Source organism: Pseudomonas sp. MM211, assembly GCF_020386635.1.
GTDB lineage: Bacteria > Pseudomonadota > Gammaproteobacteria > Pseudomonadales > Pseudomonadaceae > Aquipseudomonas.
Window position 1 is genome coordinate 4,998,709 of sequence record NZ_CP081942.1, and the last position, 23,948, is coordinate 5,022,656.

Annotated in this window: 19 protein-coding genes and 1 pseudogene; 2 read left to right on the plus strand and 18 right to left on the minus strand. The window is 60.1% G+C overall.

The window, feature by feature from the left end:
• Positions 1-77: 77 nt before the first annotated feature.
• From K5Q02_RS22985 to rpsB, 17 genes and pseudogenes are all read right to left on the minus strand, one after another.
• Positions 78-1,028, minus strand: a complete 951-nt coding sequence (locus tag K5Q02_RS22985) for an acetyl-CoA carboxylase carboxyltransferase subunit alpha (RefSeq protein ID WP_225834684.1) — start codon at positions 1,026-1,028, stop codon at positions 78-80.
• A gap of 244 nt (positions 1,029-1,272) precedes the next feature.
• On the minus strand, positions 1,273-4,812 hold the full coding sequence (gene dnaE / locus K5Q02_RS22990) for a DNA polymerase III subunit alpha (protein ID WP_225834686.1): 3,540 nt from the start codon (positions 4,810-4,812) through the stop codon (positions 1,273-1,275).
• Positions 4,813-4,888: 76 nt separating this feature from the next.
• Positions 4,889-5,497: a ribonuclease HII gene (gene rnhB, locus K5Q02_RS22995; RefSeq protein WP_225834688.1), complete on the minus strand. Its 609-nt coding sequence runs from the start codon at positions 5,495-5,497 to the stop codon at positions 4,889-4,891.
• Positions 5,497-6,630, minus strand: a complete 1,134-nt coding sequence (gene lpxB / locus K5Q02_RS23000) for a lipid-A-disaccharide synthase (protein ID WP_225834690.1) — start codon at positions 6,628-6,630, stop codon at positions 5,497-5,499. The genes rnhB and lpxB overlap by 1 nt, the downstream gene beginning before the upstream one ends.
• Before the next feature lie 3 nt (positions 6,631-6,633).
• Positions 6,634-7,410 carry an acyl-ACP--UDP-N-acetylglucosamine O-acyltransferase gene (gene lpxA / locus K5Q02_RS23005; RefSeq protein WP_225834692.1) on the minus strand — a complete coding sequence of 259 codons (777 nt, stop codon included), beginning with the start codon at positions 7,408-7,410 and terminating at the stop codon, positions 6,634-6,636.
• Positions 7,407-7,847 (minus strand): 3-hydroxyacyl-ACP dehydratase FabZ, encoded by a 441-nt coding sequence (fabZ, locus tag K5Q02_RS23010; RefSeq protein WP_042555181.1) that lies wholly within the window; start codon positions 7,845-7,847, stop codon positions 7,407-7,409. The genes lpxA and fabZ overlap by 4 nt, the downstream gene beginning before the upstream one ends.
• 48 nt (positions 7,848-7,895) lie before the next feature.
• Complete coding sequence (lpxD, locus tag K5Q02_RS23015; protein ID WP_225834694.1) at positions 7,896-8,957, minus strand: UDP-3-O-(3-hydroxymyristoyl)glucosamine N-acyltransferase; 1,062 nt, start codon at positions 8,955-8,957, stop codon at positions 7,896-7,898.
• Complete coding sequence (locus K5Q02_RS23020) at positions 8,957-9,460, minus strand: OmpH family outer membrane protein (protein ID WP_225834696.1); 504 nt, start codon at positions 9,458-9,460, stop codon at positions 8,957-8,959. The genes lpxD and K5Q02_RS23020 overlap by 1 nt, the downstream gene beginning before the upstream one ends.
• Before the next feature lie 48 nt (positions 9,461-9,508).
• Positions 9,509-11,868: pseudogene (bamA, locus tag K5Q02_RS23025) on the minus strand (outer membrane protein assembly factor BamA).
• Positions 11,869-11,941: 73 nt separating this feature from the next.
• On the minus strand, positions 11,942-13,294 hold the full coding sequence (gene rseP, locus K5Q02_RS23030; RefSeq protein ID WP_225834698.1) for a sigma E protease regulator RseP: 1,353 nt from the start codon (positions 13,292-13,294) through the stop codon (positions 11,942-11,944).
• Positions 13,291-14,484 carry a 1-deoxy-D-xylulose-5-phosphate reductoisomerase gene (gene ispC, locus K5Q02_RS23035; RefSeq protein WP_225834700.1) on the minus strand — a complete coding sequence of 398 codons (1,194 nt, stop codon included), beginning with the start codon at positions 14,482-14,484 and terminating at the stop codon, positions 13,291-13,293. Before ispC ends, rseP begins: the two co-directional genes overlap by 4 nt.
• The gene (locus tag K5Q02_RS23040) at positions 14,481-15,296 is read right to left on the minus strand and encodes a phosphatidate cytidylyltransferase (protein ID WP_225834702.1); all 816 of its coding nucleotides are present in this window, start codon (positions 15,294-15,296) and stop codon (positions 14,481-14,483) included. Before K5Q02_RS23040 ends, ispC begins: the two co-directional genes overlap by 4 nt.
• Positions 15,296-16,060 carry a polyprenyl diphosphate synthase gene (uppS, locus tag K5Q02_RS23045; protein WP_225834704.1) on the minus strand — a complete coding sequence of 255 codons (765 nt, stop codon included), beginning with the start codon at positions 16,058-16,060 and terminating at the stop codon, positions 15,296-15,298. Before uppS ends, K5Q02_RS23040 begins: the two co-directional genes overlap by 1 nt.
• A 16-nt stretch (positions 16,061-16,076) precedes the next feature.
• Entirely contained in the window at positions 16,077-16,634 is a 558-nt protein-coding gene (gene frr, locus K5Q02_RS23050; RefSeq protein WP_225834706.1) for a ribosome recycling factor, read from the minus strand.
• Entirely contained in the window at positions 16,631-17,374 is a 744-nt protein-coding gene (pyrH, locus tag K5Q02_RS23055) for a UMP kinase (protein WP_225834708.1), read from the minus strand. The genes frr and pyrH overlap by 4 nt, the downstream gene beginning before the upstream one ends.
• A 187-nt stretch (positions 17,375-17,561) precedes the next feature.
• Positions 17,562-18,425: a translation elongation factor Ts gene (gene tsf, locus K5Q02_RS23060; RefSeq protein WP_225834710.1), complete on the minus strand. Its 864-nt coding sequence runs from the start codon at positions 18,423-18,425 to the stop codon at positions 17,562-17,564.
• Positions 18,426-18,555: 130 nt separating this feature from the next.
• Positions 18,556-19,299: a 30S ribosomal protein S2 gene (rpsB, locus tag K5Q02_RS23065; RefSeq protein WP_225834712.1), complete on the minus strand. Its 744-nt coding sequence runs from the start codon at positions 19,297-19,299 to the stop codon at positions 18,556-18,558.
• A gap of 265 nt (positions 19,300-19,564) precedes the next feature.
• On the opposite strand from rpsB, the gene map reads away from it, so the two are divergent.
• Both map and K5Q02_RS23075 read left to right on the plus strand, forming a co-directional pair.
• A complete protein-coding gene (gene map / locus K5Q02_RS23070; protein WP_225834713.1) occupies positions 19,565-20,365 on the plus strand; it encodes a type I methionyl aminopeptidase in 801 nt (266 codons plus the stop codon).
• Between the two features lie 38 nt (positions 20,366-20,403).
• Positions 20,404-23,100 (plus strand): [protein-PII] uridylyltransferase, encoded by a 2,697-nt coding sequence (locus tag K5Q02_RS23075; protein ID WP_225834715.1) that lies wholly within the window; start codon positions 20,404-20,406, stop codon positions 23,098-23,100.
• A 51-nt stretch (positions 23,101-23,151) separates the two neighbouring features.
• On the opposite strand, the gene K5Q02_RS24675 is transcribed toward K5Q02_RS23075, so the two are convergent.
• Positions 23,152-23,943 (minus strand): methyl-accepting chemotaxis protein, encoded by a 792-nt coding sequence (locus K5Q02_RS24675; protein ID WP_442964025.1) that lies wholly within the window; start codon positions 23,941-23,943, stop codon positions 23,152-23,154.
• Positions 23,944-23,948 lie beyond the last annotated feature (5 nt).

The window sequence follows — 23,948 nt, forward strand, 5'->3', positions numbered from 1 at the left end:
TGGAGTTTAGCGGAGCGACCCTGCAGACATGCGCATCGCCAGAGCGGCGACTCGCATGCCTGCAGGGCAAGCCGGCATCAGGCGATACCGTAGCTCATCAGACGCTCGTAGCGACGCGCCAGCAGGGCATCGGTGTCGAGCGTGCTGAGATCCTCAAGCTGAGCGCTGAGGGTCTGGCGGATGGATTCGGCGGCAGCGACCGGATCGCGATGTGCACCACCCAGAGGCTCGGCGATCACTTTGTCGACGATGCCTAGGCCTTTCAGGCGCTCGGCAGTGATGCCCATGGCTTCGGCAGCATCCGGCGCCTTCTCGGCGGTTTTCCACAAGATCGAGGCACAGCCTTCCGGCGAGATCACCGCATAGGTCGAGTACTGCAACATGTTCAGGCTGTCGCACACGCCAATGGCCAATGCACCGCCGGAACCGCCCTCACCGATAACGGTGGCGATGATCGGGGTTTTCAGGCGCGCCATCACTCGCAGGTTCCAGGCAATGGCTTCGCTTTGGTTACGCTCTTCTGCATCGATGCCCGGATAAGCACCTGGCGTGTCGATGAAGGTCAGGATCGGCATCTTGAAGCGCTCGGCCATTTCCATCAGGCGACAGGCCTTGCGGTAACCTTCCGGACGCGGCATGCCGAAGTTACGGCGCACTTTCTCGCGAACCTCACGGCCCTTCTGGTGACCGATGACCATGGCCGGCTGGCCATTGAGGCGCGCAACACCACCCACGATGGCAGCGTCGTCGGAGAAGTGACGATCGCCGTGCAGCTCGTCGAACTCGGTGAAGATGTGCTGCAGATAGTCCAGGGTATAAGGACGCTGCGGGTGACGAGCAAGGCGAGCGATCTGCCAACTGGTCAGATTGCCGAAAATGCTCTCGGTCAGCGTACTGCTCTTGTCCTGCAGGCGGGCGATTTCGTCGCCGATGTTCAGGGAGTTGTCATTACCAACCAGACGAAGCTCTTCGATCTTGGCTTGCAGGTCGGCAATCGGCTGTTCGAAATCGAGATAATTCGGGTTCATAGGCATCCGTCATGCGTCGACGGCCACAGGGCCGGGGAGCGTGTATCCATTTGGCGCCTACCTTATAGGAACAGGCGCATTCAGGTCGACACTTGCAAGGCACTTCCGGCAGCGAATATGCCAGCAAATGCACCTAGGCATTCACTCGGCAGCCAAACCCGGGGGATTGGCTCGCGTCGGCGGCGATCATGCAGTGTCACGGGCGTCGTACGGAGCCTTGGCCCCGCATTTCAGCGCCGCAATTCTAGCGGTATTGCAGGAAGACGTTTTCTCGTCCGAACTGGTCACGCAAAGCTTGAATCAAGCTGTCGGCCGGGTCGATTCGCCAGTCCTCGCCAAACTGCAGCAAGGCTTTCGCGTCGGCTCCGGTGTAGTCCACGGTAATTGGGCAGGCGCCACGATGACGGCGGCACAGATCACCCAGCCAGCGTAGACGATCACCTTTCAATTCGCTGGCCTGGACGCGCACACGCAGGCTCTCGGCCAGGCCGGTACGCGCTTCCTCCAGGCTCATCACCCGCTTGGCGCGCAGACGCATGCCGCCGGAGAAATCATCATTACTGACCTCCCCTTCCACCACCACCAGGGCATCGCTCTGCAGCAGTGCCTGGTTGCTGGAAAAGGCTTCGGCGAACAGCGAGGCTTCGATGCGCCCGGAGCGGTCGTCCAGGGTGATGAAGCCCATCTTGTCGCCTTTCTTGTTCTTCATCACGCGCAGGTTGACGATCAGGCCGGCGACGGTCTGGGTATCGCGTGCTGGCTTGAGGTCGACGATGCGCTGGCGGGCGAAACGCCGCACCTCACTTTCGTACTCGTCGATTGGATGACCCGTCAGGTACAGGCCCAGGGTGTCCTTTTCGCCTTTGAGGCGCTCCTTGAGCGATAGCTCCTTGGCGCGGTGATGGTTGGCATACACATCGGCCTCTGGGCTGGCGAACACGCCGCCAAACAGATCCATGTGGCCGCTATCATGGCTGCGCGCGGTCTGCTCGGCGGCCTGCACGGCCTCTTCCATCGCAGAGAGCAGCACTGCACGGTTGCGGTCGATGTTGGCCTGGTAGGCTTTGATTTCGTCGAAAAAATGCGGGCCCAGGCGATCCAGCGCACCACTGCGGATCAATGCGTCCATGGTGCGTTTGTTGATGCGTTTGAGGTCGACCCGCGAGCAGAAGTCGAACAGATCCTTGAACGGACCGTCCTGGCGTGCCTCGACAATGGCCTCAACCGGGCCTTCGCCGACGCCCTTGACCGCGCCCAGACCATAAAGAATCCGCGGCACATTGTTCGCGTCATGGCTGACGGTGAACTTGTACTCGGAGGCGTTCACATCCGGCGGATCGATGCGCAACTTCATGTTGCGGCATTCCTCGATGAGGATCACCACCTTGTCGGTGTTGTGCATGTCCGCCGACAGCACGGCAGCCATGAACGGCGCGGGGTAATGCGCCTTCAGCCAGGCTGTCTGGTAGGAAACCAGACCATAGGCAGCCGAGTGAGACTTGTTGAAGCCGTAACCGGCGAATTTCTCCACCAGGTCGAAGATGTTGCCCGCCAGGTCTGCGCTGATATTGTTGCTCGCACAGCCTTCGATGAAACCGCCGCGCTGCTTGGCCATTTCCTCGGGCTTTTTCTTACCCATGGCACGGCGCAGCATGTCCGCCTGGCCGAGGGTATAACCGCCCATGACCTGGGCGATCTGCATCACCTGTTCCTGATAAAGGATGATCCCGTAGGTCGGTTTGAGTACTGGCTCCAGGCCTGCGTACTGATAATCCGGGTGCGGGTACGACAGCTCGGCACGGCCGTGCTTACGGTTGATGAAGTCGTCCACCATGCCCGATTGCAACGGGCCGGGGCGGAACAGCGCCACCAGTGCGATCATGTCCTCCAGGCAGTCGGGCTTGAGCTTCTTGATCAGCTCCTTCATGCCGCGCGACTCGAGCTGGAAGACCGCGGTGGTCTCCGCCTTCTGCAGCATCTGATAGGTCGGCTTGTCATCGAGCGGGATGAAATCGATGTTGACCAGTTTCTCTTCCGGCTCGCCCGCGGCGCGCTGGTCGCGATGGATGGTCTCCAGCGCCCACTTGATGATGGTCAGGGTACGCAAGCCGAGGAAGTCGAACTTCACCAGGCCGGCCGACTCGACATCGTCCTTGTCGAACTGGGTCACCAGGCCGGCGCCCTCTTCGTCACAGGCGATCGGCGAGAAGTCGGTGAGCTTGGTCGGCGCGATCACCACGCCCCCGGCGTGCTTGCCGGTGCCGCGGACGATGCCTTCGAGCTTGAGGGACATGTCCCAGATCTCGGCGGCCTCTTCGTCGTTCTTGAGGAAGTCGCGCAGCGGTTCCTCCATTTCGAAGGCTTTTTCCAGGGTCATGCCGACTTCGAACGGAATCATCTTCGACAGACGATCCGCCAGGCCGTAGGACTTGCCCTGCACCCGCGCCACGTCGCGCACCACTGCCTTGGCCGCCATCGAGCCGAAGGTGATGATCTGGCTTACCGCATTACGGCCGTACTTCTCGGCCACGTAATCGATCACCCGGTCACGGCCATCCATGCAGAAGTCGACGTCGAAGTCGGGCATGGATACACGTTCGGGATTGAGGAAACGTTCGAACAGCAGATCGTAGGCCAAGGGATCGAGGTCGGTGATCTTCTGCACGTAGGCCACCAGCGAGCCGGCACCTGAACCACGACCTGGGCCGACAGGCACGCCGTTGCTCTTGGCCCACTGGATGAAGTCCATGACGATCAGGAAGTAACCGGGGAAGCCCATCTGGATGATGATATCCAGCTCGAAATTCAGACGGTCGATGTAGACCTGCTTCTTCGCGTCGTAGTCCGGGGTGTCCTTGGGCAGCAGAACCTCAAGGCGCTCATCAAGGCCATCGAACGATACCTTGCGGAAATATTCATCGATGGTCATGCCTTCCGGCACCGGGAAGTCCGGCAGGAAGTACTTGCCCAGCGTTACCTCGATATTGCAACGCTTGGCGATCTCGACAGTGTTTTCCAGCGCATCGGGCAGATCGCTGAACAGCTCGGCCATCTCTTCCGGCGACTTCAGGTACTGCTGGTCGGAGTAGATACGTGGCCGCCGCGCGTCGTCGAGAATGCGGCTTTCACCGATGCAGACGCGGGTTTCATGGGCCTCGAAATCACCCTGCTTGAGGAAACGCACATCGTTGGTGGCGACCAGAGGCGCCCCCAGCTTATCGGCCAAGGCCACGGCAGCATGCACGTGCTCTTCGTCGTTGACGCGGCTGGTGCGCTGAACCTCCAGATAGAAACGCTCCGGGAACACCGCCTGCCATTCCTGCAGCAGCGCTTCGGCCTTGGCCAGCTCGCCATCGAGCAGCGCGTGACCGATCTCACCCTCCTTGGCACCGGACAGGGCGATCAGGCCTTCGCTGGCAGCCTTCACCCAGTCGCGCTGAATGATCACCAGATCATTGCTCTGCCCTTCACTCCAGCCGCGGGAAACCAGCTCGGTGAGGTTGCGATAGCCCTTGGGGTTCATCGCCAGCAGGGTCATGCGGGTCAGCGGGCCGTCTTCGTAAGCGCTGGCGAGCCAGATATCGGCGCCGCAGATCGGCTTGATACCGGCGCCCATGGCGGCTTTGTAGAACTTCACCAGCGAGCACATGTTGCTCATGTCGGTGACCGCCACGGCAGGCATTGCCAAGCCGGCAACCGCCTTGACCAGCGGCTTGACGCGAACCAGTCCGTCGACCAGGGAGTATTCGGTGTGCAGGCGAAGATGAACGAAAGAAACAGCCATGAAGAAGCCCTGCAGGAAAAGCGACAAAACGCGGATTGTACCGCAACTGGAAGGATGGACAGCGGGCCGAGTACGCTCAGCTACCGCTTGTGGCTTCCAGCAAGCGGCGTACCGGCGCAAAGGAACGCCGATGGATGGGAGTCGGGCCCAGACGAATCAAGGCCTCGAGGTGCACGGGCGTCGGATAGCCCTTGTGCAGGGCGATGCCATAACCCGGATACAGCGCGTCGAGCTCACGCATCTCACGATCACGGCTGACCTTGGCGAGGATCGAGGCAGCAGCAATCGCCGGCACCAACGCATCACCACCGACCACAGGCGCGCTGGGCACGGAAAGCTTGGGGCAGCGGTTGCCGTCGATCAGCGCCAGTTTCGGCGTGACACTCAGGCCTTCGACGGCACGCTGCATGGCCAACATGGTGGCATGCAGGATATTCAGGCGGTCGATCTCCTCCACGTCAGCCCGGGCGATGCACCAGGCCAGGGCCTTTTCGCGAATTTCGTCGAACAGCTTCTCGCGCCGCGCTTCGCTGAGCTTCTTGGAGTCATTGAGACCAAGGATCGGCCGCGCCGGGTCGAGGATCACTGCAGCGGTAACCACTGCGCCACACAGCGGGCCGCGGCCGACTTCGTCGACACCAGCGACCAGTTCTTCGACGGTCGAAAAATCCAGGCCCATTTGCATCAGCGACGCCCCAGCAGATCGAGCACCGCAGTAGCGGCGCGTTCGGAGGCACCACGTCGCAGCGTGCGGTGAATGGCATCGAAGCCCTCGGTCTGCACGTCGCCATCGACCAGCAGCGGTGACACCGTCTGGGCCAGCGACTCAGCAGTGGCCGCATCCTGAATCAGTTCGGGCACTAGCAGCCGCTGAGCAAGCAGATTGGGCAGCGAGATGTAAGGACTCGTCACCAGGCGCTTGAGAATGCTGAAGGTCATCGGCGCCACACGATAGGCCACCACCATCGGCCGCTTGTACAGCAGCGCCTCGAGGGTGGCGGTGCCGGACGCGATCAGCACCGCATCGCAGGCAGCCAGAGCATCGTGGGAGCGACCGTCGAGCAACTGTAGCGGAAGATCACGCCCACCGAGCATCTGCTCGAGCTGCTGGCGACGCTCGGGGCTGGCGCAAGGCAATACGAAGCGAACACCCGGACGCAACGCACGCAGGCGCTCCGCAGCATCAAGAAACAGACTGCCGAGGCGCGACACTTCACCGCCGCGGCTACCTGGCAGCAATGCCACCACGGGCGCGTCCAAGGGCAACCCGAGCAGTTCGCGAGCCGCAGCGCGGTCGGCCTGCAACGGGATGGCGTCTGCCAGTGGATGACCGACGAAGCACACGGGCACCTGATGCGCCTCGTAGAACTGCGCCTCGAAAGGAAACAGGGTAAGCATCAGGTCGCAGGCTTCGCGAATCTTCAGTACGCGCTTCTGCCGCCAGGCCCATACCGATGGGCTGACGTAATGCACGGTACGAATTCCAGCGCGGCGCAGCTTGAGTTCGACACCCAGGGTGAAATCCGGTGCGTCGATGCCGATGAACACATCAGGCTTGCGCTCGATCAGACTGGCGATCAGCCGGCGGCGGCGCGACAGCAGCTCGGGCAAACGGCCAAGCACCTCGACCAGCCCCATGACCGCCAGGCGCTCCATGGGAAAGTCGCTGACCAGCCCCTCGGCCTGCATACGCGGCCCGCCGACACCGATGAACTGCACATTGGGGTGCTGTGCCTTCAGAGCCTGCATCAGGCCTGAACCCAGAATATCGCCGGATGCCTCGCCGGCGACCAGCGCGACACGCAATACCTCAGCCATGGGTCAGCGGGTGATGCCGCGGCTAGAGGTCAGGATCGAGTCACGGAACACCGCTACTTCGGAAAACTGCTTGGCTACATCTTCCAGCTCCACCAATGCTTCTTCGATGGTGAAACCCTGGCGGTAGACGATCTTGTAGGCACGGCGCAGTGCCTGCATCGCCTCGGAGCTGAAACCACGACGGCGCAGGCCCTCGAAGTTCATGCTGCGCGCCTCGGCAGGATTGCCAGACACGGTAACGTAAGCTGGAACATCCTTACCGATCGCCGCACCCATGCCAGCGAAGGCATGCGCACCGATATGGCAGAATTGGTGAACCAGGGTGTAACCGGACAGAATCGCCCAATCGCCGATGTGCACATGACCGGCCAGGGCAACGTTGTTGACCAAGATGCAGTGGTTACCGACGACGCTGTCATGCCCAATATGGGCATAGGCCATGAGCAGGTTGTGATCACCGATGGTGGTTTCGTCACGATCCTGAATGGTGCCACGGTGCATGGTCACGCCTTCACGGATGATGTTGTGATCACCGATGACCAGACGCGTAGGCTCACCCTTGTACTTGCGATCAGGGGTGTCTTCGCCGAGCGAGGCGAACTGATAGATCTTGTTGTGCTTCCCGATACGGGTTGGCCCTTTGATGATCACATTGGGACCCAGCACAGTGCCCTCGCCTATTTCTACGTCGGGCCCAATGATCGACCAAGGGCCGACGACGACGTCGTCAGCCAGCTTGGCGCTGGGATCGATGATGGCGCGAGGGTCAATCAAACTCATAACTTGCGTTCCGCACAGATGATTTCGGCCGAGCATACTTCCTTGCCATCGACCGTGGCCTTGCATTCGAACTTCCAAATGCTGCGCTTGCTACTGAGGAACTTGGCCTCGAGAATCAGCTGGTCGCCAGGCACTACCGGCTGACGAAAGCGTAGCTTATCGGAGCCAACGAAATAGTAGAGCGTACCGTCGGCAGGCTTCACGTCCATCATTTTGAAACCGAGAATACCTGCAGCTTGAGCCATGGCCTCGATAATGAGGACACCAGGCATGATCGGATGCTCGGGAAAATGGCCGTTGAAGAATGGCTCGTTGACGCTGACATTCTTATAGGCACGAACGCTCTTGCCTTCAAGATCCAGATCCGTAACCCGATCCACCAGCAGGAACGGATAACGGTGCGGCAAGTACTCGCGAATTTCGTTGATGTCCATCATTTCCAGAGAAGCCCGTAATAAAAAGAAGAGAGCACGGCAGCAGCCGGCTCAGGCATCAGATGAGGCATTCCCGCTCGAGGTCACGGCTTTCAGCTGTTTTTCCAACTGCTTCACACGCCGTGCCATGTCATCCAGCTGGCGGATACGCGCCACGCTTTTCTTCCACTCGCCTGCAGGTTGCATGGCGGTACCTGATGAGTAGGCCCCAGGCTCGGTGATCGAGCGAGTGACCATGGTCATTCCGGTAACAAATACACCGTCGCATACATCGATGTGCCCGACCATGCCAACACCGCCGGCGATCATGCAGTTTTTGCCGATCGAGGTGCTGCCGGAAATACCGACACAGGCAGCCATTGCCGTGTTGTCACCGACCTGCACGTTGTGCGCGATCATGATCTGGTTATCCAGCTTCACGCCATTACCAATGCGGGTATCGGACAGCGCGCCGCGATCAAGTGTGGTATTGGCACCGATCTCGACGTCATCGCCGATACTCACACCGCCAATCTGGGCGATCTTCTGCCAGACGCCCTTCTCGTTGGCAAAGCCGAAGCCCTCACCACCGATCACCGCGCCCGACTGAATGACTACCCGCTTACCGATACGCACATCGTGGTACAGCGTAACCCGCGGTGCCAACCAGCCGCCTTCACCGATCTCGGAGCGCGCGCCGACTACGCAATGCGCGCCCAACGACACACCTGCTGCGATCCTTGCGCCACTCTCGATCACCACATAGGGCCCGATAGCGGCACTGGGGTCGACCTGAGCATCATCGGCTACCAGCGCAGTGGGGTGAATACCCGCCGTCGCCTTTGGCTTGCGATCAAACAAGTGAGACAGCGAGGCGTAAGCCAGATAGGGATTGGCCACAATCAACGCATTGCCGCTGAAGCCTTCTGCGTCAGCGGCAGTCAGCAGCACAGCAGCAGCCTGGCAGCTAGTCAGATGCTTGCGGTACTGAGCGTTCGACAGGAACGTCAGCTGAGACGGGCCGGCATCCTGTAAGGTTGCCAGCCCGTCGACCGCATGATCAGCAGTGCCACGCAAGGTGGCACCCAACCGCTCGGCCAACTGACCGAGGGTGAATACAGGCATAGACATCATCAACGCATCTGGTTCATGCGCTCGATGACTTGGCGAGTGATGTCGAACTGTGGTTTGACATCGATCACCGCACCACGCTCCAGCACCAGGTCAAAGTTGCCGGCCTTGATGACCTCTTCAACAGCTTTGTCCAGGTTGGGTTTGAGCTTCTTGAGCATCTCGCGGTCAGCAACAGCCTTGGCTTCGTTCAGCTCCTTGGACTGGAACTGAAAGTCACGGGCCTTCTGCTTGAAGTCCAACTCGAGACGTTCGCGCTCAGCAGTCTGCATCTTCTCACCGTCTTTGACGACGCGATCCTGAATACGCTGGGCATCACTTTCCAGGGTCTTGAGCTTGTTCAGTTGCGGGCCGAATTTTTTCTCGGCATCGACCGCGTAGCGCTTGGCTGCGTCCGATTCGAGCAGAGCCATCTGATAATTCAGTACCGCAACCTTCATTTCCGCAAATGCCGGGGTTGCCAGCAGAGCAGCGCTTAACAGAACCAGTTGAGTCAACTTACGCACGGTGCAACTCCTGCAGAAAAACTGTCTTCGTGATTCATGAGCAGACGCTTAGAACGTCTGGCCGAGGGAGAACTGAAATACTTGGGTGTCGGCGTCGTCCGGTTTTTTCACCGGCATCGCCAGGCTGAAGCTCAGCGGGCCAAGTGCGGTGATCCAGGTGACGCCCACGCCAACGGAGCTAGCCAGGTTGCCAAAATCGATGTCGCAGCTATCGCCACGGCGTTTCTGTCCGGAACTGCAATCGGTATCGAACACGTTACCCACATCCCAGAACAACGCGGTACGCAACGAACGTTGATCCTTGACGAACGGCAGTGGGAACAGCAACTCCGCACCACCCTGGATCAGCACGTTACCACCGAACGGCAGCGGATCCTGATCCGGGTCTCGCAGAGTGCCTTCGTTGTTCCCGGTGCTCGGCGTACTGCGCGGGCCCAGGCTGCTGTCTTCGAAACCACGCACCGAGTTGAAACCACCGGCGTAGTAGTTCTCATAGAACGGCAGTTTGCTGGTAGAGCCAAACGCGCCGCCGTAACCCAGCTGCGTGTGGAAACGCATCGTGTAGGTGTCGGTCAGTGGCTTGAAGACCTGGCCACGGTAATCGAGTTTGTAGAACGACAGGTCGCTACCCGGCACGGTAGTTTCGAACACCAGGCTCTGCGAGTGACCACGGTTGGCCAGCACGCCACGGTTTAGCGTGGACTCGACCAGCCGACGGAGGCTTTCAAGTTGAGGTACTTCTCGCCTTCCTGACGGGTGAAATCGAAGATCTCGTCGACAGTGTAACGACCGGTATTGATCTCGTCCTGCTGCACGGTCAGGCCGTAGGTCAAACGAGCGGTCTCGCTGATCGGGTAACCGATGTTGATGCCGGCGCCCAGGCTGTCGACCGAGTAGCTGGATACGTCGACATCGAGCTCGTCGTAGTCAGTGGTGCGGTAAAAGGCGTTGTAGCCCAGGCTCACACCATCTTCGATCCAGTAGGGATCGACGAAGCTGAAGTTATAGCGGCTCTGGTATTCGCTACGGGTCAGGCCAAGGCTGACACGGTTACCGCTACCCAGGAAGTTGTTCTGGGTAATCGAGCCACCAAGGATCAAACCGGCATTCTGTGCGAAGCCGACGCTAGCGGTGATAGAACCGGAAGCCTGCTCCTCGACGCTGTAATTGACGTCAACCTGGTCATCGGTACCCGGTACTTGCGGGGTTTCGACGTTAACTTCCTTGAAGAAGCCAAGGCGCTCCAGTCGCACCTTGGACTGGTCGATCAGGTAGGTCGAAGCCCAGCCACCTTCCATCTGACGCATCTCACGGCGCAGCACTTCGTCTTCGGTCTTGGTGTTGCCACGGAAGTTGATGCGATTGACGTAAGCACGCTTGCCCGGATCGACGACGAAAGTAATCGATACCGAGTTGTCGTCATCATGCGGTTCAGGTACGCCGTTGACGTTAGCGAAGGTGTAACCCTCGTTACCCAGGCGACGGGTGATCAGCTCGCTAGTGGTGGTCATCACCTTACGGGAGAACACCTGGCCTTCCTTGACCAGCAGCAAGGCGCGGACTTCTTCTTCCGGCACCTTGAGATCACCGGAAAGTTTCACGTCACGGACGGTGTACTTCTCGCCTTCATCGATGTTGACGGTGATGTAGACGTGTTTCTTGTCCGGGGTGATGGACACCTGGGTGGAGGTGATATCCATGTTGATGTAGCCGCGATCCAGGTAATAGGAACGCAGACGCTCCAAGTCACCGGAGAGTTTCTCACGGGCGTACTTGTCATCATTGCGGAAGAACGACAGCCAGTTGGTGGTCTTCAGCTCGAACAGATCATTGAGGTCTTCGTCGGAAAAGACGTTGTTACCCACCACGTTGATGTGCTGGATGGCCGCAACGGTGCCTTCGTTGATGTTGATCTTCAGCGCGACACGGTTGCGCGGCTGCGGAATTACTTCAGCGTCGATCTCGGCGGAGTAGCGGCCCTGGGCCACGTACTGGCGCTGCAGTTCGTTACGCACACCTTCGAGGGTGGCGCGCTGGAAGATCTCGCCTTCGGCCAAGCCGGACTGGGTCAGCCCCTTGAGCAGGTCATCACTGCTGATGGCCTTGTTACCTTCGATCTCGATACTGGAAATCGACGGGCGCTCGACCACGGTAATAACCAGCACGTTGCCATCGCGGCCGAGCTGGATATCTTGGAAGAAACCGGTCTTGAACAGTTCACGGGTCGCCTCGACCAGCGTGCGGTCGTCGGCTGACTCGCCCACGTTCAAGGGCAGCGCGCCGAACAAACTGCCCGCAGAGACGCGTTGCAGACCGTTAACGCGAATATCGGAGATGGTGAAGGACTCGGCGTGAACTTCGGCGATCATCAATGCGGCAAGCACCGCAGGTAGCAGCAGACGTTTCATGAAGTCCTTTCTTATTCCAACTAACGATAAGAAATCAGTCGTTCGAGACGAAAGATATGTAATTCAGCAGAGGTCACAGGCGCCCCAGATCATTGACCAGAGCCAGAAGCATCACCCCGATAACCAGGCTGATACCAATCTGCATCCCCCAACCCTGCACCCGTTCGGAGAGCGGACGACCCCGCACCCACTCGACCAGGTAATAAAGCAGATGCCCCCCATCCAGAACCGGAATAGGCAGCAAATTGAGAACGCCCAAGCTGATACTCAGGTAGGCGAGGAAATTCAAGAAGTCCCCGAGGCCTGACTCGGCCGAAGCGCCCGCCACTTTAGCAATGGTTATCGGCCCGCTCAAGTTTTTTACCGAGAGCTCGCCGAAGAGCATTTTCTTCAGTGAATCGAGGGTCAGAACACTCATTGTCCAAGTACGAGAAGCAGCCTCGGCAATGGCTTCCAGTGGCCCGTAGCTAACCTCGCGAAGCATTTGCTCCGGCCATTGAGCAGAGGCTACACCAGCGCCCAGATAACCGCTGGCCGCCTCACCTTCACCACGGCTCGCCAAGGTGACGGGCACATCCAGACGCTGTCCATCACGCTCCAGCGACAGTGATACCGACTGCCCCGGCAATCCACGCACACGATCAACAAGATCTTGCCAATCGACCAGTGGCTGTTCATTCAGCGCCAGCAGGCGATCTCCAGAGCGCAGCCCGGCAGCTTGCGCAGGGCCCTCCGGATCGAACTCGGCTAACACGGGTTCCAGGCTCGGACGCCATGGGCGCAGCCCCAGCGAAGCGATCGGATCAGGCTCATTGGCGCCGCGCAGCCAATTATCCAGCTCGACTCGGCGCAGCGTATCAGCACCCCCATCAACAGGACGGGTGGTGATTTCCAGCTCGCCGCTTTCGCCAAGGCGCCTCACCAGTTGCAGATTGACTGCCGACCAACCCGACGTCGCCTTGCCATTGACCGATACGATCTCTTCACCAGCCTGCAAGCCGGCGACTTGGGCCAGGCTCCCCGCCTCGACCGCACCGATGACCGGACGTACCTGCTGGCTACCCAGCATGGCTACCAGCCAGAAGAACACCAGCGCCAATGCGAAGTTGGCGGCCGGGCCTGCGGCCACGATGGCGATACGCTGCCCAACGGTCTTGCGGTTGAACGATTGCTCAGCCAGCGCCGGGGGCACATCACCCTCACGCTCGTCGAGCATTTTCACGTAGCCACCGAGCGGGATGGCGGCGATCACGAATTCCGTGCCCTGGCGATCATGCCAGCGCACCAGCGGCGTGCCGAAGCCTACCGAAAAACGCAGCACCTTGACGCCGCAGCGTCGGGCCACCCAGAAATGACCGTACTCATGAAAGGTCACCAGCACCCCGAGCGCAATCAGGGTGCCGACGATCATATACAGTGCGCTCATGCCACCTCTCCACGATTCAACCACTGCCCAGCCAATTCCCGCGCACGGCGGTCGGCCTCGAGCACGGCGTCGAGGCACTCGACCGCGACAGCCGGCTCAGCCTCGAGAACGCCGTCAATGATACGCGCGATATCGGTAAAGCGAATACGCCGATCGAGAAACGCCGCAACCGCTACTTCGTTCGCGGCATTGAGCATCGCTGGCGCACTGCCGCCCGCCTCTGCCGCCTGACGCGCCAGGCGCAGACAGGGGAAACGCACATCGTCGGGGGCCTGAAAATCAAGCCGCGCAATCTTCAGCAGATCCAGCGGCGCGACACCGGAATCGATGCGCTGCGGCCACGCCAGTGCGTGAGCGATGGGGGTACGCATGTCGGGATTACCCAACTGGGCGAGCACCGAACCGTCGACGTAATCGACCAGCGAGTGGATGACGCTCTGCGGGTGGATTACCACTTCGACCTGATCAGGGCGCGCATCGAACAGCCAGCAGGCCTCGATCAGCTCCAGCCCCTTGTTCATCATGCTCGCCGAGTCGACGGAAATCTTGCGCCCCATCGACCAATTGGGATGAGCGCAGGCCTGCTCGGGAGTCACTGCATGCAGTGCCTCGGGCGTGGTTTCCCGGAACGGGCCGCCGGACGCGGTCAGCAGAATGCGACGCACGCCAACCGGCTGCAGGCCACGGGCATAATCCTGCGGCAGGCACTGAAAAATCGCGTTGTGCTCACTGTCGATAGGCAGCAGCACGGCACCACTCTGACGCACGGCGCGCATGAACAGCGCGCCCGACATCACCAGCGCTTCCTTGTTGGCCAGCAGCACCTTCTTGCCCGCCTCCACCGCTGCCAGCGTGGGCTTGAGACCTGCCGCACCGACGATGGCCGCCATCACGGCGTCCACCTCGGCATGCGCCGATACCTCGCACAACCCTGCCTCACCAAACAGCACGTGGGTAGCGAGGCCGGCGAGACGCAGGCGAGCCTGCAGATCATTCGCCGCCTGCACATCCGCAACGACGGCGAAGCTCGGCCGATGGATCACGCACAGCGCTTCCAGCTCCGCCACGCGGCTGAACGCGGTCAGCGCGAAAACCTGATAACGGGCGGGGTGACGGGCGATGACGTCGAGCGTGCTGAGGCCGATCGAGCCCGTGGCGCCAAGCACGGTAATGCGCTGCACCTGACTCACAGCGCGCCCCAGCCAGCGAGCCACAGCAGTACGGCGAACACCGGCACCGCCGCCGTAAGGCTGTCGATGCGATCGAGTACACCACCATGACCAGGCAGCAGATTACTGCTGTCCTTGATGCCGGACTGACGCTTGAACATGCTTTCGGTCAGATCGCCAACCACGGAAATCAGCACCACCAGAGCCGCAGCCGGTAGCGCCAGAAGGAACTCGCCGAACGACCAGTCACGGTACAGACCAACGATCACGGTCAGCAGCAGACTGAGCAGCAGGCCACCAATCAGACCTTCCCAGCTCTTGCCAGGACTGACCTGCGGGGCCAGCTTGCGCTTGCCGAATCGTTTACCCGAGAAATAGGCACCGATATCCGCCACCCAGACCAGCGCCATCACAGCCAGGATCAGCCAGTTGGCAAGCTGCCACTGCTTCACCACCACCAGGCCTTGCCAGGCCGGCAGCAGAATCAGCAGGCCGATCAGCAAGCGGCCCGGCAAACCGCCCCAGTAGCGGCTGCTGTGCGGATAGTTGAGCACCAGAAAGGTCGCGAACGCCCACCACAGCACACCAATACCCAAAACCCAGGGCGCCAGCGCGGGCAGACCCTGCAACAGGTAAAGCAGCACCGCCACCAGCGCCGCGTAGCCGATACGCAGCGACTGAGTGGCGAAACCGGCCAGGCGAGCCCATTCCCAGGCGCCAAGCACCACCACGGCAGCGATGAACAGCGCGAACGCGCTGCCCTCGAGCAGGAAAAAACCTGCAAGAGCGATCGGCAACAGGATCAGCGCCGTAATGATTCGTTGCTTGAGCATCAGGCGCGGGCCTCGGCTTCTACTTGTTCACTGGTTTTGCCGAAGCGCCGCTGACGCTTGGCAAAATCTGCCAGCGCTGCGCGCATGGCGTCGTGTTTGAAGTCCGGCCACAACAGGTCGGAAAAATACAGCTCGCTGTAAGCCATCTGCCAGAGCAGGAAATTGCTGATCCGATGCTCACCACCCGTGCGGATGCACAAGTCGGGCAGCGGCAGCTCACCCGTAACCAGGCAGCTCTGCAGCAGACCCGGAGTAATGTCCTCAGGCTGCAAATGCCCGCCCTGAACTTCTCGCGCAAGGCGCTGGGCAGCCTGGGCGATATCCCACTGGCCACCGTAATTTGCAGCAATCTGCAAGATGAAGCGCTTTTCGCCTGGCAAGCCCGACGTTTTGGCCTCTGCCTCACGCATTGCGGCTTGCAGCTCTGGATGAAAGCGCGAGCGGTCGCCAATGATACGCAGGCTGATGCCGTTCTCATCGAGCTTGCGCGTTTCCCGACGCAAGGCACTTAGGAACAACTCCATCAGCGCCCCGACTTCTTCGGCAGGCCGCTGCCAGTTCTCACTGGAGAACGCGAACAGGGTCAACACCTCGACACCGGACTCGGCACATACCTCAATCACCGCACGCACGGCATCGACGCCCGCCTTGTGCCCGGCGACACCGGGCAGCAGGCGCTTGCGCGCCCAGCGGTTATTACCATCCATAATGACCGACACGTGCCGCGGAACGACCATCGCGGCACCGACTTTGGAATTATCCATGGCGACTTCCTGGCCGTCAGACGGCCATCAGATCCGCTTCTTTCTGCTTAACGGCAGCTTCGATGTCGGCCACGAACTTGTCGGTGAGCTTCTGGATATCGTCAGCAGCACGACGCTCTTCGTCTTCGCTGATTTCCTTTTCCTTGACCAGATCCTTGAGCTGGCTCAGGGCATCACGACGGATATTGCGCACGGCCACACGGCCGTCTTCCGCAGCGTCACGCGCCTGCTTGGTGAAGCCCTTGCGGGTTTCTTCGGTCAGCGCCGGCATGGAGATCAGCAGCAGCTCGCCAAGGTTGGTCGGGTTGAAACCCAGACCGGAGCTCTGAATCGCCTTATCCACGGCAGCCAGCATGCTGCGCTCGAACGCAACGACCTGCAGGGTGCGCGAGTCTTTAACGGTCACGTTGGCAACCTGGCTCAGCGGGGTGTCAGCGCCGTAGTAAGGCACCATCACGCCACCGAGGATGCTCGGATGAGCCTGACCCGTGCGGATGCGGCTGAATGCGTTAGCCAGCGATTCCACGCTCTTCTGCATGCGCGCCTGGGCGTCCTTCTTGATTTCGTTGATCATTCTTTACTTCCCTCGACCAAAGTACCTTCAGCGCCACCCACTACGATATTCAGCAGGGCGCCCGGCTTATTCATATTAAAAACACGCAGTGGCATATTATGGTCACGGCACAAACAGATGGCCGTCAGATCCATCACGCCCAACTTGCGATCCAACACCTCGTCATAGGTGAGGCGATCAAATTTTTCCGCATGCGGATCCTTGAAGGGATCGGCAGTGTACACACCATCCACCTTGGTTGCCTTCAGCACCACATCGGCATCAATCTCGATCGCCCGCAGGCAAGCGGCTGAGTCGGTGGTGAAGAATGGGTTGCCAGTGCCAGCAGCGAAAATCACCACCTCACCGGTTTTCAAGTGGCGCATGGCCTTGCGGCGGTCATAGTGATCGGTGACCCCGACCATCGAAATGGCCGACATGACCAGCGCTGGAATATTCGAGCGCTCCAAAGCATCGCGCATCGCCAGGGCGTTCATCACCGTGGCCAGCATACCCATGTGATCACCGGTCACCCGATCCATGCCAGCAGCGCTCAATGCGGCACCACGAAACAGGTTGCCGCCACCGATCACCAGGCCGACCTGCACGCCGATACCGACCAATTGACCGACCTCCAGCGCCATGCGATCCAGTACCTTGGGGTCGATACCGAAATCTTCTGACCCCATCAGGGCCTCGCCGCTGAGTTTGAGCAGAATGCGCTTATAGCGCGGTTGACGACCACTCACCTGCTGAGCCATTACCAGTCTCTCCTGCGGCGTAAGAAAACGTGCGAGCCACGTGGCTCGCCCATGCTGAGCGCTTCGACAGCGCTCACGACCGTTCGTGCCCCAGGCACCAACCGACGTTTTGAAAAAAAGCCCATTTGAAAAAGAGGCCGCGCGCGTGAGCGGGCAGCCTCTTCTGGGGCACTAGCTGAGCGGCCTATTACTGCTTGCTGGCAGCAACCTGGGCAGCGACTTCGGCAGCGAAGTCAGTCTCGCCCTTGTCGATACCTTCGCCCACTTCGTAACGCACGAAGGAAACGATTTCAGCACCGGCTTTCTTGACCAGGTCACCGACCTTGACTTCTGGATCCATGATGAAGGCTTGCTCAACCAGGCTGGCTTCGGCCAGGAACTTGTTGATACGGCCCTTGATCATGTTCTCGACGATGTTTTCCGGCTTGCCAGCGATCTTGTCGGCGTTCAGTTGCAGGAAGATTTCTTTTTCCTTGGCAACCAGCTCTTCCGAGACCTGATCCGGGGTAACAACGGCTGGGTTGGAGGCAGCGACGTGCATGGCAACGTGCTTGGCCAGCTCGTCGTTACCGCCTTTCAGAACGACCAGAACACCGATACGGTGACCGTGCAGGTAGGCACCAACGGTTTCACCGGAAACAGCAGTCAAACGACGGATGTTGACGTTCTCACCGCACTTGGCAACCAGCGCTTCACGAGCGGACTCGCGCGAAGCGATCAGCGGAGCGACTTCGGTCAGGTTCTGAGCGAAGGCTTCGTTCAGGCTGTCTTTTACGAAGCCTTTGAAGTCGTCCTGCAGAGCCAGGAAGTCGGTCTGCGAGTTGACTTCGATGATCACGCCACGGCCACCTTCGACGCGAGCGGCGATAGCACCCTCAGCGGCGATGTTGCCAGCTTTCTTGGCGGCCTTGATGGCACCCGAAGCGCGCATGTCGTCAATGGCCTTCTCGATATCGCCACCAGCGGCAACCAGGGCCTTCTTGCATTCCATCATGCCTTGGGCGGTGCGCTCGCGCAGTTCTTTAACCAGGGCTGCAGTAATCTCTGCCATTTTGAAAATCCTCTTTGGTAGGTCTTCAACCATCGCCCGTCATAACAGGCGATCAAATCTGTGAGTGGCAAAAAGGGGGCCTAGCCCCCTTTTTGCGCAGCGCATAACACTAGATGCTCTGCGTTACCGCTTAGCCTTCGGCAGCTTCAGCAGCCGGTGCTTCTTCGACGAACGCTTCGGTAGCGCCACCAGCGTTGCTGCGAGCACGAATCACGGCGTCAGCCATGGCACCCATGTACAGCTGGATGGCGCGGATGGCGTCGTCGTTACCCGGGATGATGTAGTCAACACCTTCTGGGCTGCTGTTGGTATCGACAACGCCGATTACCGGGATGCCCAGCTTGTTGGCTTCGGTGATCGCGATGCGCTCGTGATCAACGTCGATGACGAACAGAGCGTCCGGCAGACCGCCCATGTCCTTGATACCACCCAGGCTGCGATCCAGTTTTTCCAGATCGCGCGAGCGCATCAGCGCTTCTTTCTTGGTCAGCTTGGTGAAAGTGCCGTCCTGGGACTGCACTTCCAGATCACGCAGACGCTTGATCGAAGCACGGATGGTTTTGTAGTTGGTGAGCATGCCACCCAACCAGCGGTGATCGACGAACGGCGAGTTGCAACGAGCAGCTTCTTCGCGAACGATCTTGCCAGCGGAACGCTTGGTGCCGACGAACAGGATCTTGTTCTTGCCAGCAGCCAGCTTTTCAACGAACGCCAGGGCGTCGTTGAACATCGGCAGGGTCTTCTCAAGGTTGATGATGTGAATCTTGTTACGCGCGCCGAAAATGTATTTGCCCATTTTCGGGTTCCAGTAACGGGTCTGGTGACCGAAGTGCACACCGGCCTTCAGCATATCGCGCATATTGACTTGGGACATGGTAGTTCCTTGATAAGTCGGGTTAGGCCTCCACGCGTCCCAATTTCCAACCCTTGCGGGCACCCAGGAAATCGTGTCGACACGTGTGTGGGGTTAAGCTTTCGGGGTCTGCCCCGTAAAGCGGCGCGTTTTATACCATAAAAAGTAGCCCCAAGCTAGCCACTCAAACAGCCTGGCGACCAGGCCAGTGTAGCCCCACGGCTTCAAGGTTCCAGGTGCAAACTGTTACCATGCTGCCCTTATATATAAAGATACAGAGATCACCATGACCGTCACCCTCAAGACGCCCGATGAAATCGAGAAAATGCGCATCGCCGGCCGCCTGGCCGCCGAAGTGCTGGAGATGATCGCCGAGCATGTCAAACCAGGCGTCACCACGGACGAACTGAACACCCTCTGCCATGACCATATCGTCAACGTGCAGAAGGCCATCCCCGCGCCGCTTAATTACGGCGCCGCACCAGGCCGCCCTGGTTTTCCCAAGTCCATCTGCACCTCGCTCAACCATGTGGTATGCCACGGCATCCCCAATGACAAGCCGCTCAAGGACGGTGATGTGATGAACATCGACGTCACCGTGATCAAGGACGGCTACTACGGCGACACCAGCCGCATGTTTCATGTCGGCAGCGTTCCGGAGTGGGCTGAGCGCCTGTCACGCATCACCCAGGAATGCCTGTACAAAGGCATCGAAGTGGTGCGCCCCGGCGCCCGTCTGGGCGACATCGGCGAAGTGATCCAGAAGCATGCCGAGAAGCATGGTTTCTCGGTGGTGCGCGAGTTCTGCGGCCATGGTATCGGCTCGGTCTTCCACGAAGACCCGCAGGTACTGCACTACGGCCGTGCCGGCACCGGCATGGAGCTCAAGGAAGGCATGACCTTCACCATCGAACCGATGATCAACCAGGGCCGCGCAGAAACCCGCGTACTGGGTGACGGCTGGACTGCGATCACCAAGGATCGCAAGTTGTCCGCACAGTGGGAGCACACCCTGCTGGTCACTGCCGATGGTTACGAGATCTTCACCCTGCGCGCAGATGACACCATCGCACGCGTTTCTCCCTGATCTCGAACCACGCCTATAGATAGAAGGAAGGCCGCCGTATGCCGCAGGTAGACTCCGAGTTGTTTGATCGCGGCCAGTTCCAGGCGGAACTGGCGCTCAAGTCCAGCCCCATCGGCGCCTTCAAGAAAGCCATTCGCCGCGCCCACGATGTGCTTGACGCGCGCTTTCGGGGCGGCCGCGATGTGCGTCGCCTGGTCGAAGATCGTGCCTGGTTTACCGACCAGATACTGCTAGAAGCCTGGAATCGTTTTTCCTGGAGCACAGATGCCGAAATCGCCCTGCTGGCAGTGGGTGGCTATGGCCGTGGCGAGCTGCACCCGTATTCGGATATCGACCTGCTGATCCTGCTCGGTAGCGACGATCAGGAAACCTTCCGCGACGCGATCGAAGGCTTTCTCACCCTGCTCTGGGACATCGGCCTGGAAGTTGGCCAAAGCGTACGCTCGGTCGCCGAGTGTGCCGAAGAATCCCGCGCCGACCTGACCGTCATCACCAACCTGATGGAAAGCCGCACCATTGCCGGTCACGAGCACCTGCGTGGGCGCATGCAGGAAGTCACCTCCAGCGCACACATGTGGCCAAGCCAGGAGTTCTTCCTGGCCAAGCGTAATGAGCAGAAAAGCCGACACGCCAAGTACAACGACACCGAGTACAACCTGGAGCCCAACGTCAAAGGCTCACCTGGCGGGCTGCGCGACATCCAGACCATCCTGTGGATTGCACGCCGCCACTTCGGCACGCTCAATCTGCACGCGATGGTTGGCCAGGGTTTCCTGCTGGAAAGCGAATACACCCTGCTGGCCTCCTCCCAGGAATTTCTCTGGAAGGTGCGTTATGCCCTGCACATGCTGGCGGGTCGCGCCGAAGACCGTTTGCTGTTCGACCATCAGAGCAAGGTGGCCGAACTACTGGGCTACAACGAAGGCGACACCAAGCGCACTATCGAACGCTTCATGCAGAAGTACTACCGGGTGGTGATGGCCATCGCCGAGCTGAGCGACCTGATCAACCAGCACTTTGAAGAAGAAATTCTGCGTGCCGGTGAGAGTGGCCCGGCCACACCACTGAACAGCCGCTTCCAGGTTCGTGACGGTTACATCGAAGTCACCCACCCGAACGTATTCAAGCGCACGCCGTTCGCCATCATCGAAATCTTCGTGCTGATGGCCCAGCACCCGCATCTCAGTGGTGTGTGCGCGGACACCATCCGCCTGCTGCGCGACCACCGGCACCTGATCGACGACGATTTCCGCAAGGACATCCGCAATACCAGCCTGTTTATCGAGCTGTTCAAGTGCGAACAGGGCATCCACCGCAACCTGCGGCGCATGAACCGCTACGGCATTCTCGGCCGCTACCTGCCGGAGTTCGGCCATATCGTCGGGCAGATGCAGCACGACCTGTTCCACATCTATACGGTCGATGCCCACACACTCAACCTGATCAAACACCTGCGCAAGTTCAAATGGCCGGAGCTGGCGGAGAAATTCCCCCTGGCCAGCAAACTGATCGACAAGCTGCCCAAACCCGAACTGATCTACCTCGCCGGGCTCTATCACGATATCGGCAAGGGCCGAGGCGGCGACCACTCGGAACTGGGCGCCATCGATGCCGAAGCGTTTGGCCAGCGTCACCATCTGCCAACCTGGGACACCGGGCTGATCGTCTGGCTGGTGCAGAACCACCTGGCGATGTCGACCACCGCTCAGCGCAAGGATCTGTCCGACCCGCAGGTGATCCACGATTTCGCGGCCTTCGTGGGCGACCAGACCCACCTGGATTATCTCTACGTGCTCACCGTGGCAGACATCAACGCCACCAACCCGAGCCTGTGGAACTCCTGGCGTGCCAGCCTGATGCGCCAGCTCTACACGGAAACCAAGCGAGCCCTGCGCCGCGGCCTGGAAAATCCGGTGGAGCGCGAAGAGCAGATCCGTCTGACTCAAAGCGCGGCGCTGGATACTCTGGTACGCGGCGGCACCGACTCCGATGAAGTCGAACAACTCTGGTCGCAACTGGGCGATGACTACTTCCTGCGCCACACGGCCAGCGATGTGGCCTGGCATACCGATGCGATTCTCCAGCACCCGAGCGACGGCGGCCCGCTGGTGCTGGTCAAGGAAACGACGCAGCGCGAGTTCGAAGGCGGCACGCAGATTTTCATCTACGCACCGGATCAGCATGATTTCTTCGCGGTGACGGTGGCCGCCATGGCGCAGCTGAACCTGAACATTCACGACGCACGAATTCTCACCTCGACCAGCCAGTTCACGCTCGATACCTACATCGTGCTGGAGGTGGAAGGTGGCTCCATCGGCGATAATCCACAGCGCATCAAGCAGATTCGCCAGAGCCTGATCGATACCCTGAAGCACCCGGACGAGTACCCCAACATCATTCAGCGTCGGGTGCCGCGCCAGCTCAAGCACTTCGCTTTCGCGCCGCAGGTGACCATCCACAACGACGCCCAGCGGCCCGTCACCGTGCTGGAGCTGACCGCGCCGGATCGCCCCGGCCTACTGGCCAAGATCGGCCGGATATTCCTGGACTTCGACCTGTCACTGCAGAACGCCAAGATCGCCACGCTGGGCGAACGCGTAGAGGACGTCTTCTTCGTCACCGACGCCAACAACCAGCCGCTGTCCGACCCGGAGCTGTGCGCACGCCTGCAGCAGACCATCATCACCAAGCTGTCGGCGACCAGCAGCCCAAGCCCACTGCAGATCAGTATCTAACAGGCAAACCGCTAGGGCCTCGCAACGAGGCCCTAGCGGTATTCAGCGCTCTCAAATCCTGAAACTGTCCACCAGTTGCTTGAGGCGCCCGACCTGCTGATCCAGCTCGGTACAGGCGTTGAGGCTGGACTGCAGGTTGCGCACGCCGTCCTGGTTGAGGGTGTTTATCTCGGTAATGTCCATGTTCAGGCTTTCGATCACCGAGGTCTGCTCCTCGGTGGCGGTGGCCACGGACTGGTTCATGCCGTCGATCTCGCCGATGCGACGGGTCACGCCACGCAGATTCTCACCGGCCTGCCCGCCGATGCGTACGCTGTCATCGCTGAAGCGACGGCTCTCGCCCATGGTCGTCACGGCGTCACGAGCACCGGCCTGCAACTGCTCGATCATCTGCTGGATTTCCTGAGCCGAGCTCTGGGTGCGTTGCGCCAGGTTGCGTACTTCATCCGCGACCACGGCGAAACCACGTCCGGCCTCACCGGCACGAGCCGCTTCGATGGCGGCGTTGAGCGCCAGCAGGTTGGTCTGCTCGGAAATCCCCTTGATCACATCGAGAATCTGACCGATATCGCTGCTCTTCTGGCTCAGCACTTCGATATGGCTGCCGGACGCCTGGATCTTGTCCGACAAGTCGCCCATGGAGCCTAGGGTACGCTCGACCATCTTCTGCCCTTCTTCGGCATCACGGCGGGCATCGCTGGCCTGCACCGACGCATCGGCGGCGTTGCGGGCGATTTCCTGGGCGGCAGCGCCCAATTCGTTGATGGCTGCGGCAACACTATCAGTACGCGCGGCCTGTTCACTGGAGTTGCCCATTGAGGCGTTTGACGCCTCGACCACCATGCTCA

Coding starts and splice junctions, on each gene's coding strand:
- K5Q02_RS24675 (WP_442964025.1), bottom strand. CDS start 23,943: ATGGTGGTCGAGGCGTCAAACGCCTCAATGGGCAACTCCAGTGAACAG.
- uppS (WP_225834704.1), bottom strand. CDS start 16,060: ATGGATAATTCCAAAGTCGGTGCCGCGATGGTCGTTCCGCGGCACGTG.
- tsf (WP_225834710.1), bottom strand. CDS start 18,425: ATGGCAGAGATTACTGCAGCCCTGGTTAAAGAACTGCGCGAGCGCACC.
- lpxD (WP_225834694.1), bottom strand. CDS start 8,957: ATGATGTCTATGCCTGTATTCACCCTCGGTCAGTTGGCCGAGCGGTTG.
- rnhB (WP_225834688.1), bottom strand. CDS start 5,497: ATGCAAATGGGCCTGGATTTTTCGACCGTCGAAGAACTGGTCGCTGGT.
- lpxB (WP_225834690.1), bottom strand. CDS start 6,630: ATGGCTGAGGTATTGCGTGTCGCGCTGGTCGCCGGCGAGGCATCCGGC.
- rseP (WP_225834698.1), bottom strand. CDS start 13,294: ATGAGCGCACTGTATATGATCGTCGGCACCCTGATTGCGCTCGGGGTG.
- dnaE (WP_225834686.1), bottom strand. CDS start 4,812: ATGGCTGTTTCTTTCGTTCATCTTCGCCTGCACACCGAATACTCCCTG.
- K5Q02_RS23040 (WP_225834702.1), bottom strand. CDS start 15,296: ATGCTCAAGCAACGAATCATTACGGCGCTGATCCTGTTGCCGATCGCT.
- K5Q02_RS23075 (WP_225834715.1), top strand. CDS start 20,404: ATGCCGCAGGTAGACTCCGAGTTGTTTGATCGCGGCCAGTTCCAGGCG.
- map (WP_225834713.1), top strand. CDS start 19,565: ATGACCGTCACCCTCAAGACGCCCGATGAAATCGAGAAAATGCGCATC.
- K5Q02_RS22985 (WP_225834684.1), bottom strand. CDS start 1,028: ATGAACCCGAATTATCTCGATTTCGAACAGCCGATTGCCGACCTGCAA.
- lpxA (WP_225834692.1), bottom strand. CDS start 7,410: ATGAGTTTGATTGACCCTCGCGCCATCATCGATCCCAGCGCCAAGCTG.
- rpsB (WP_225834712.1), bottom strand. CDS start 19,299: ATGTCCCAAGTCAATATGCGCGATATGCTGAAGGCCGGTGTGCACTTC.
- pyrH (WP_225834708.1), bottom strand. CDS start 17,374: ATGGCTCAGCAGGTGAGTGGTCGTCAACCGCGCTATAAGCGCATTCTG.
- fabZ (WP_042555181.1), bottom strand. CDS start 7,847: ATGATGGACATCAACGAAATTCGCGAGTACTTGCCGCACCGTTATCCG.
- frr (WP_225834706.1), bottom strand. CDS start 16,634: ATGATCAACGAAATCAAGAAGGACGCCCAGGCGCGCATGCAGAAGAGC.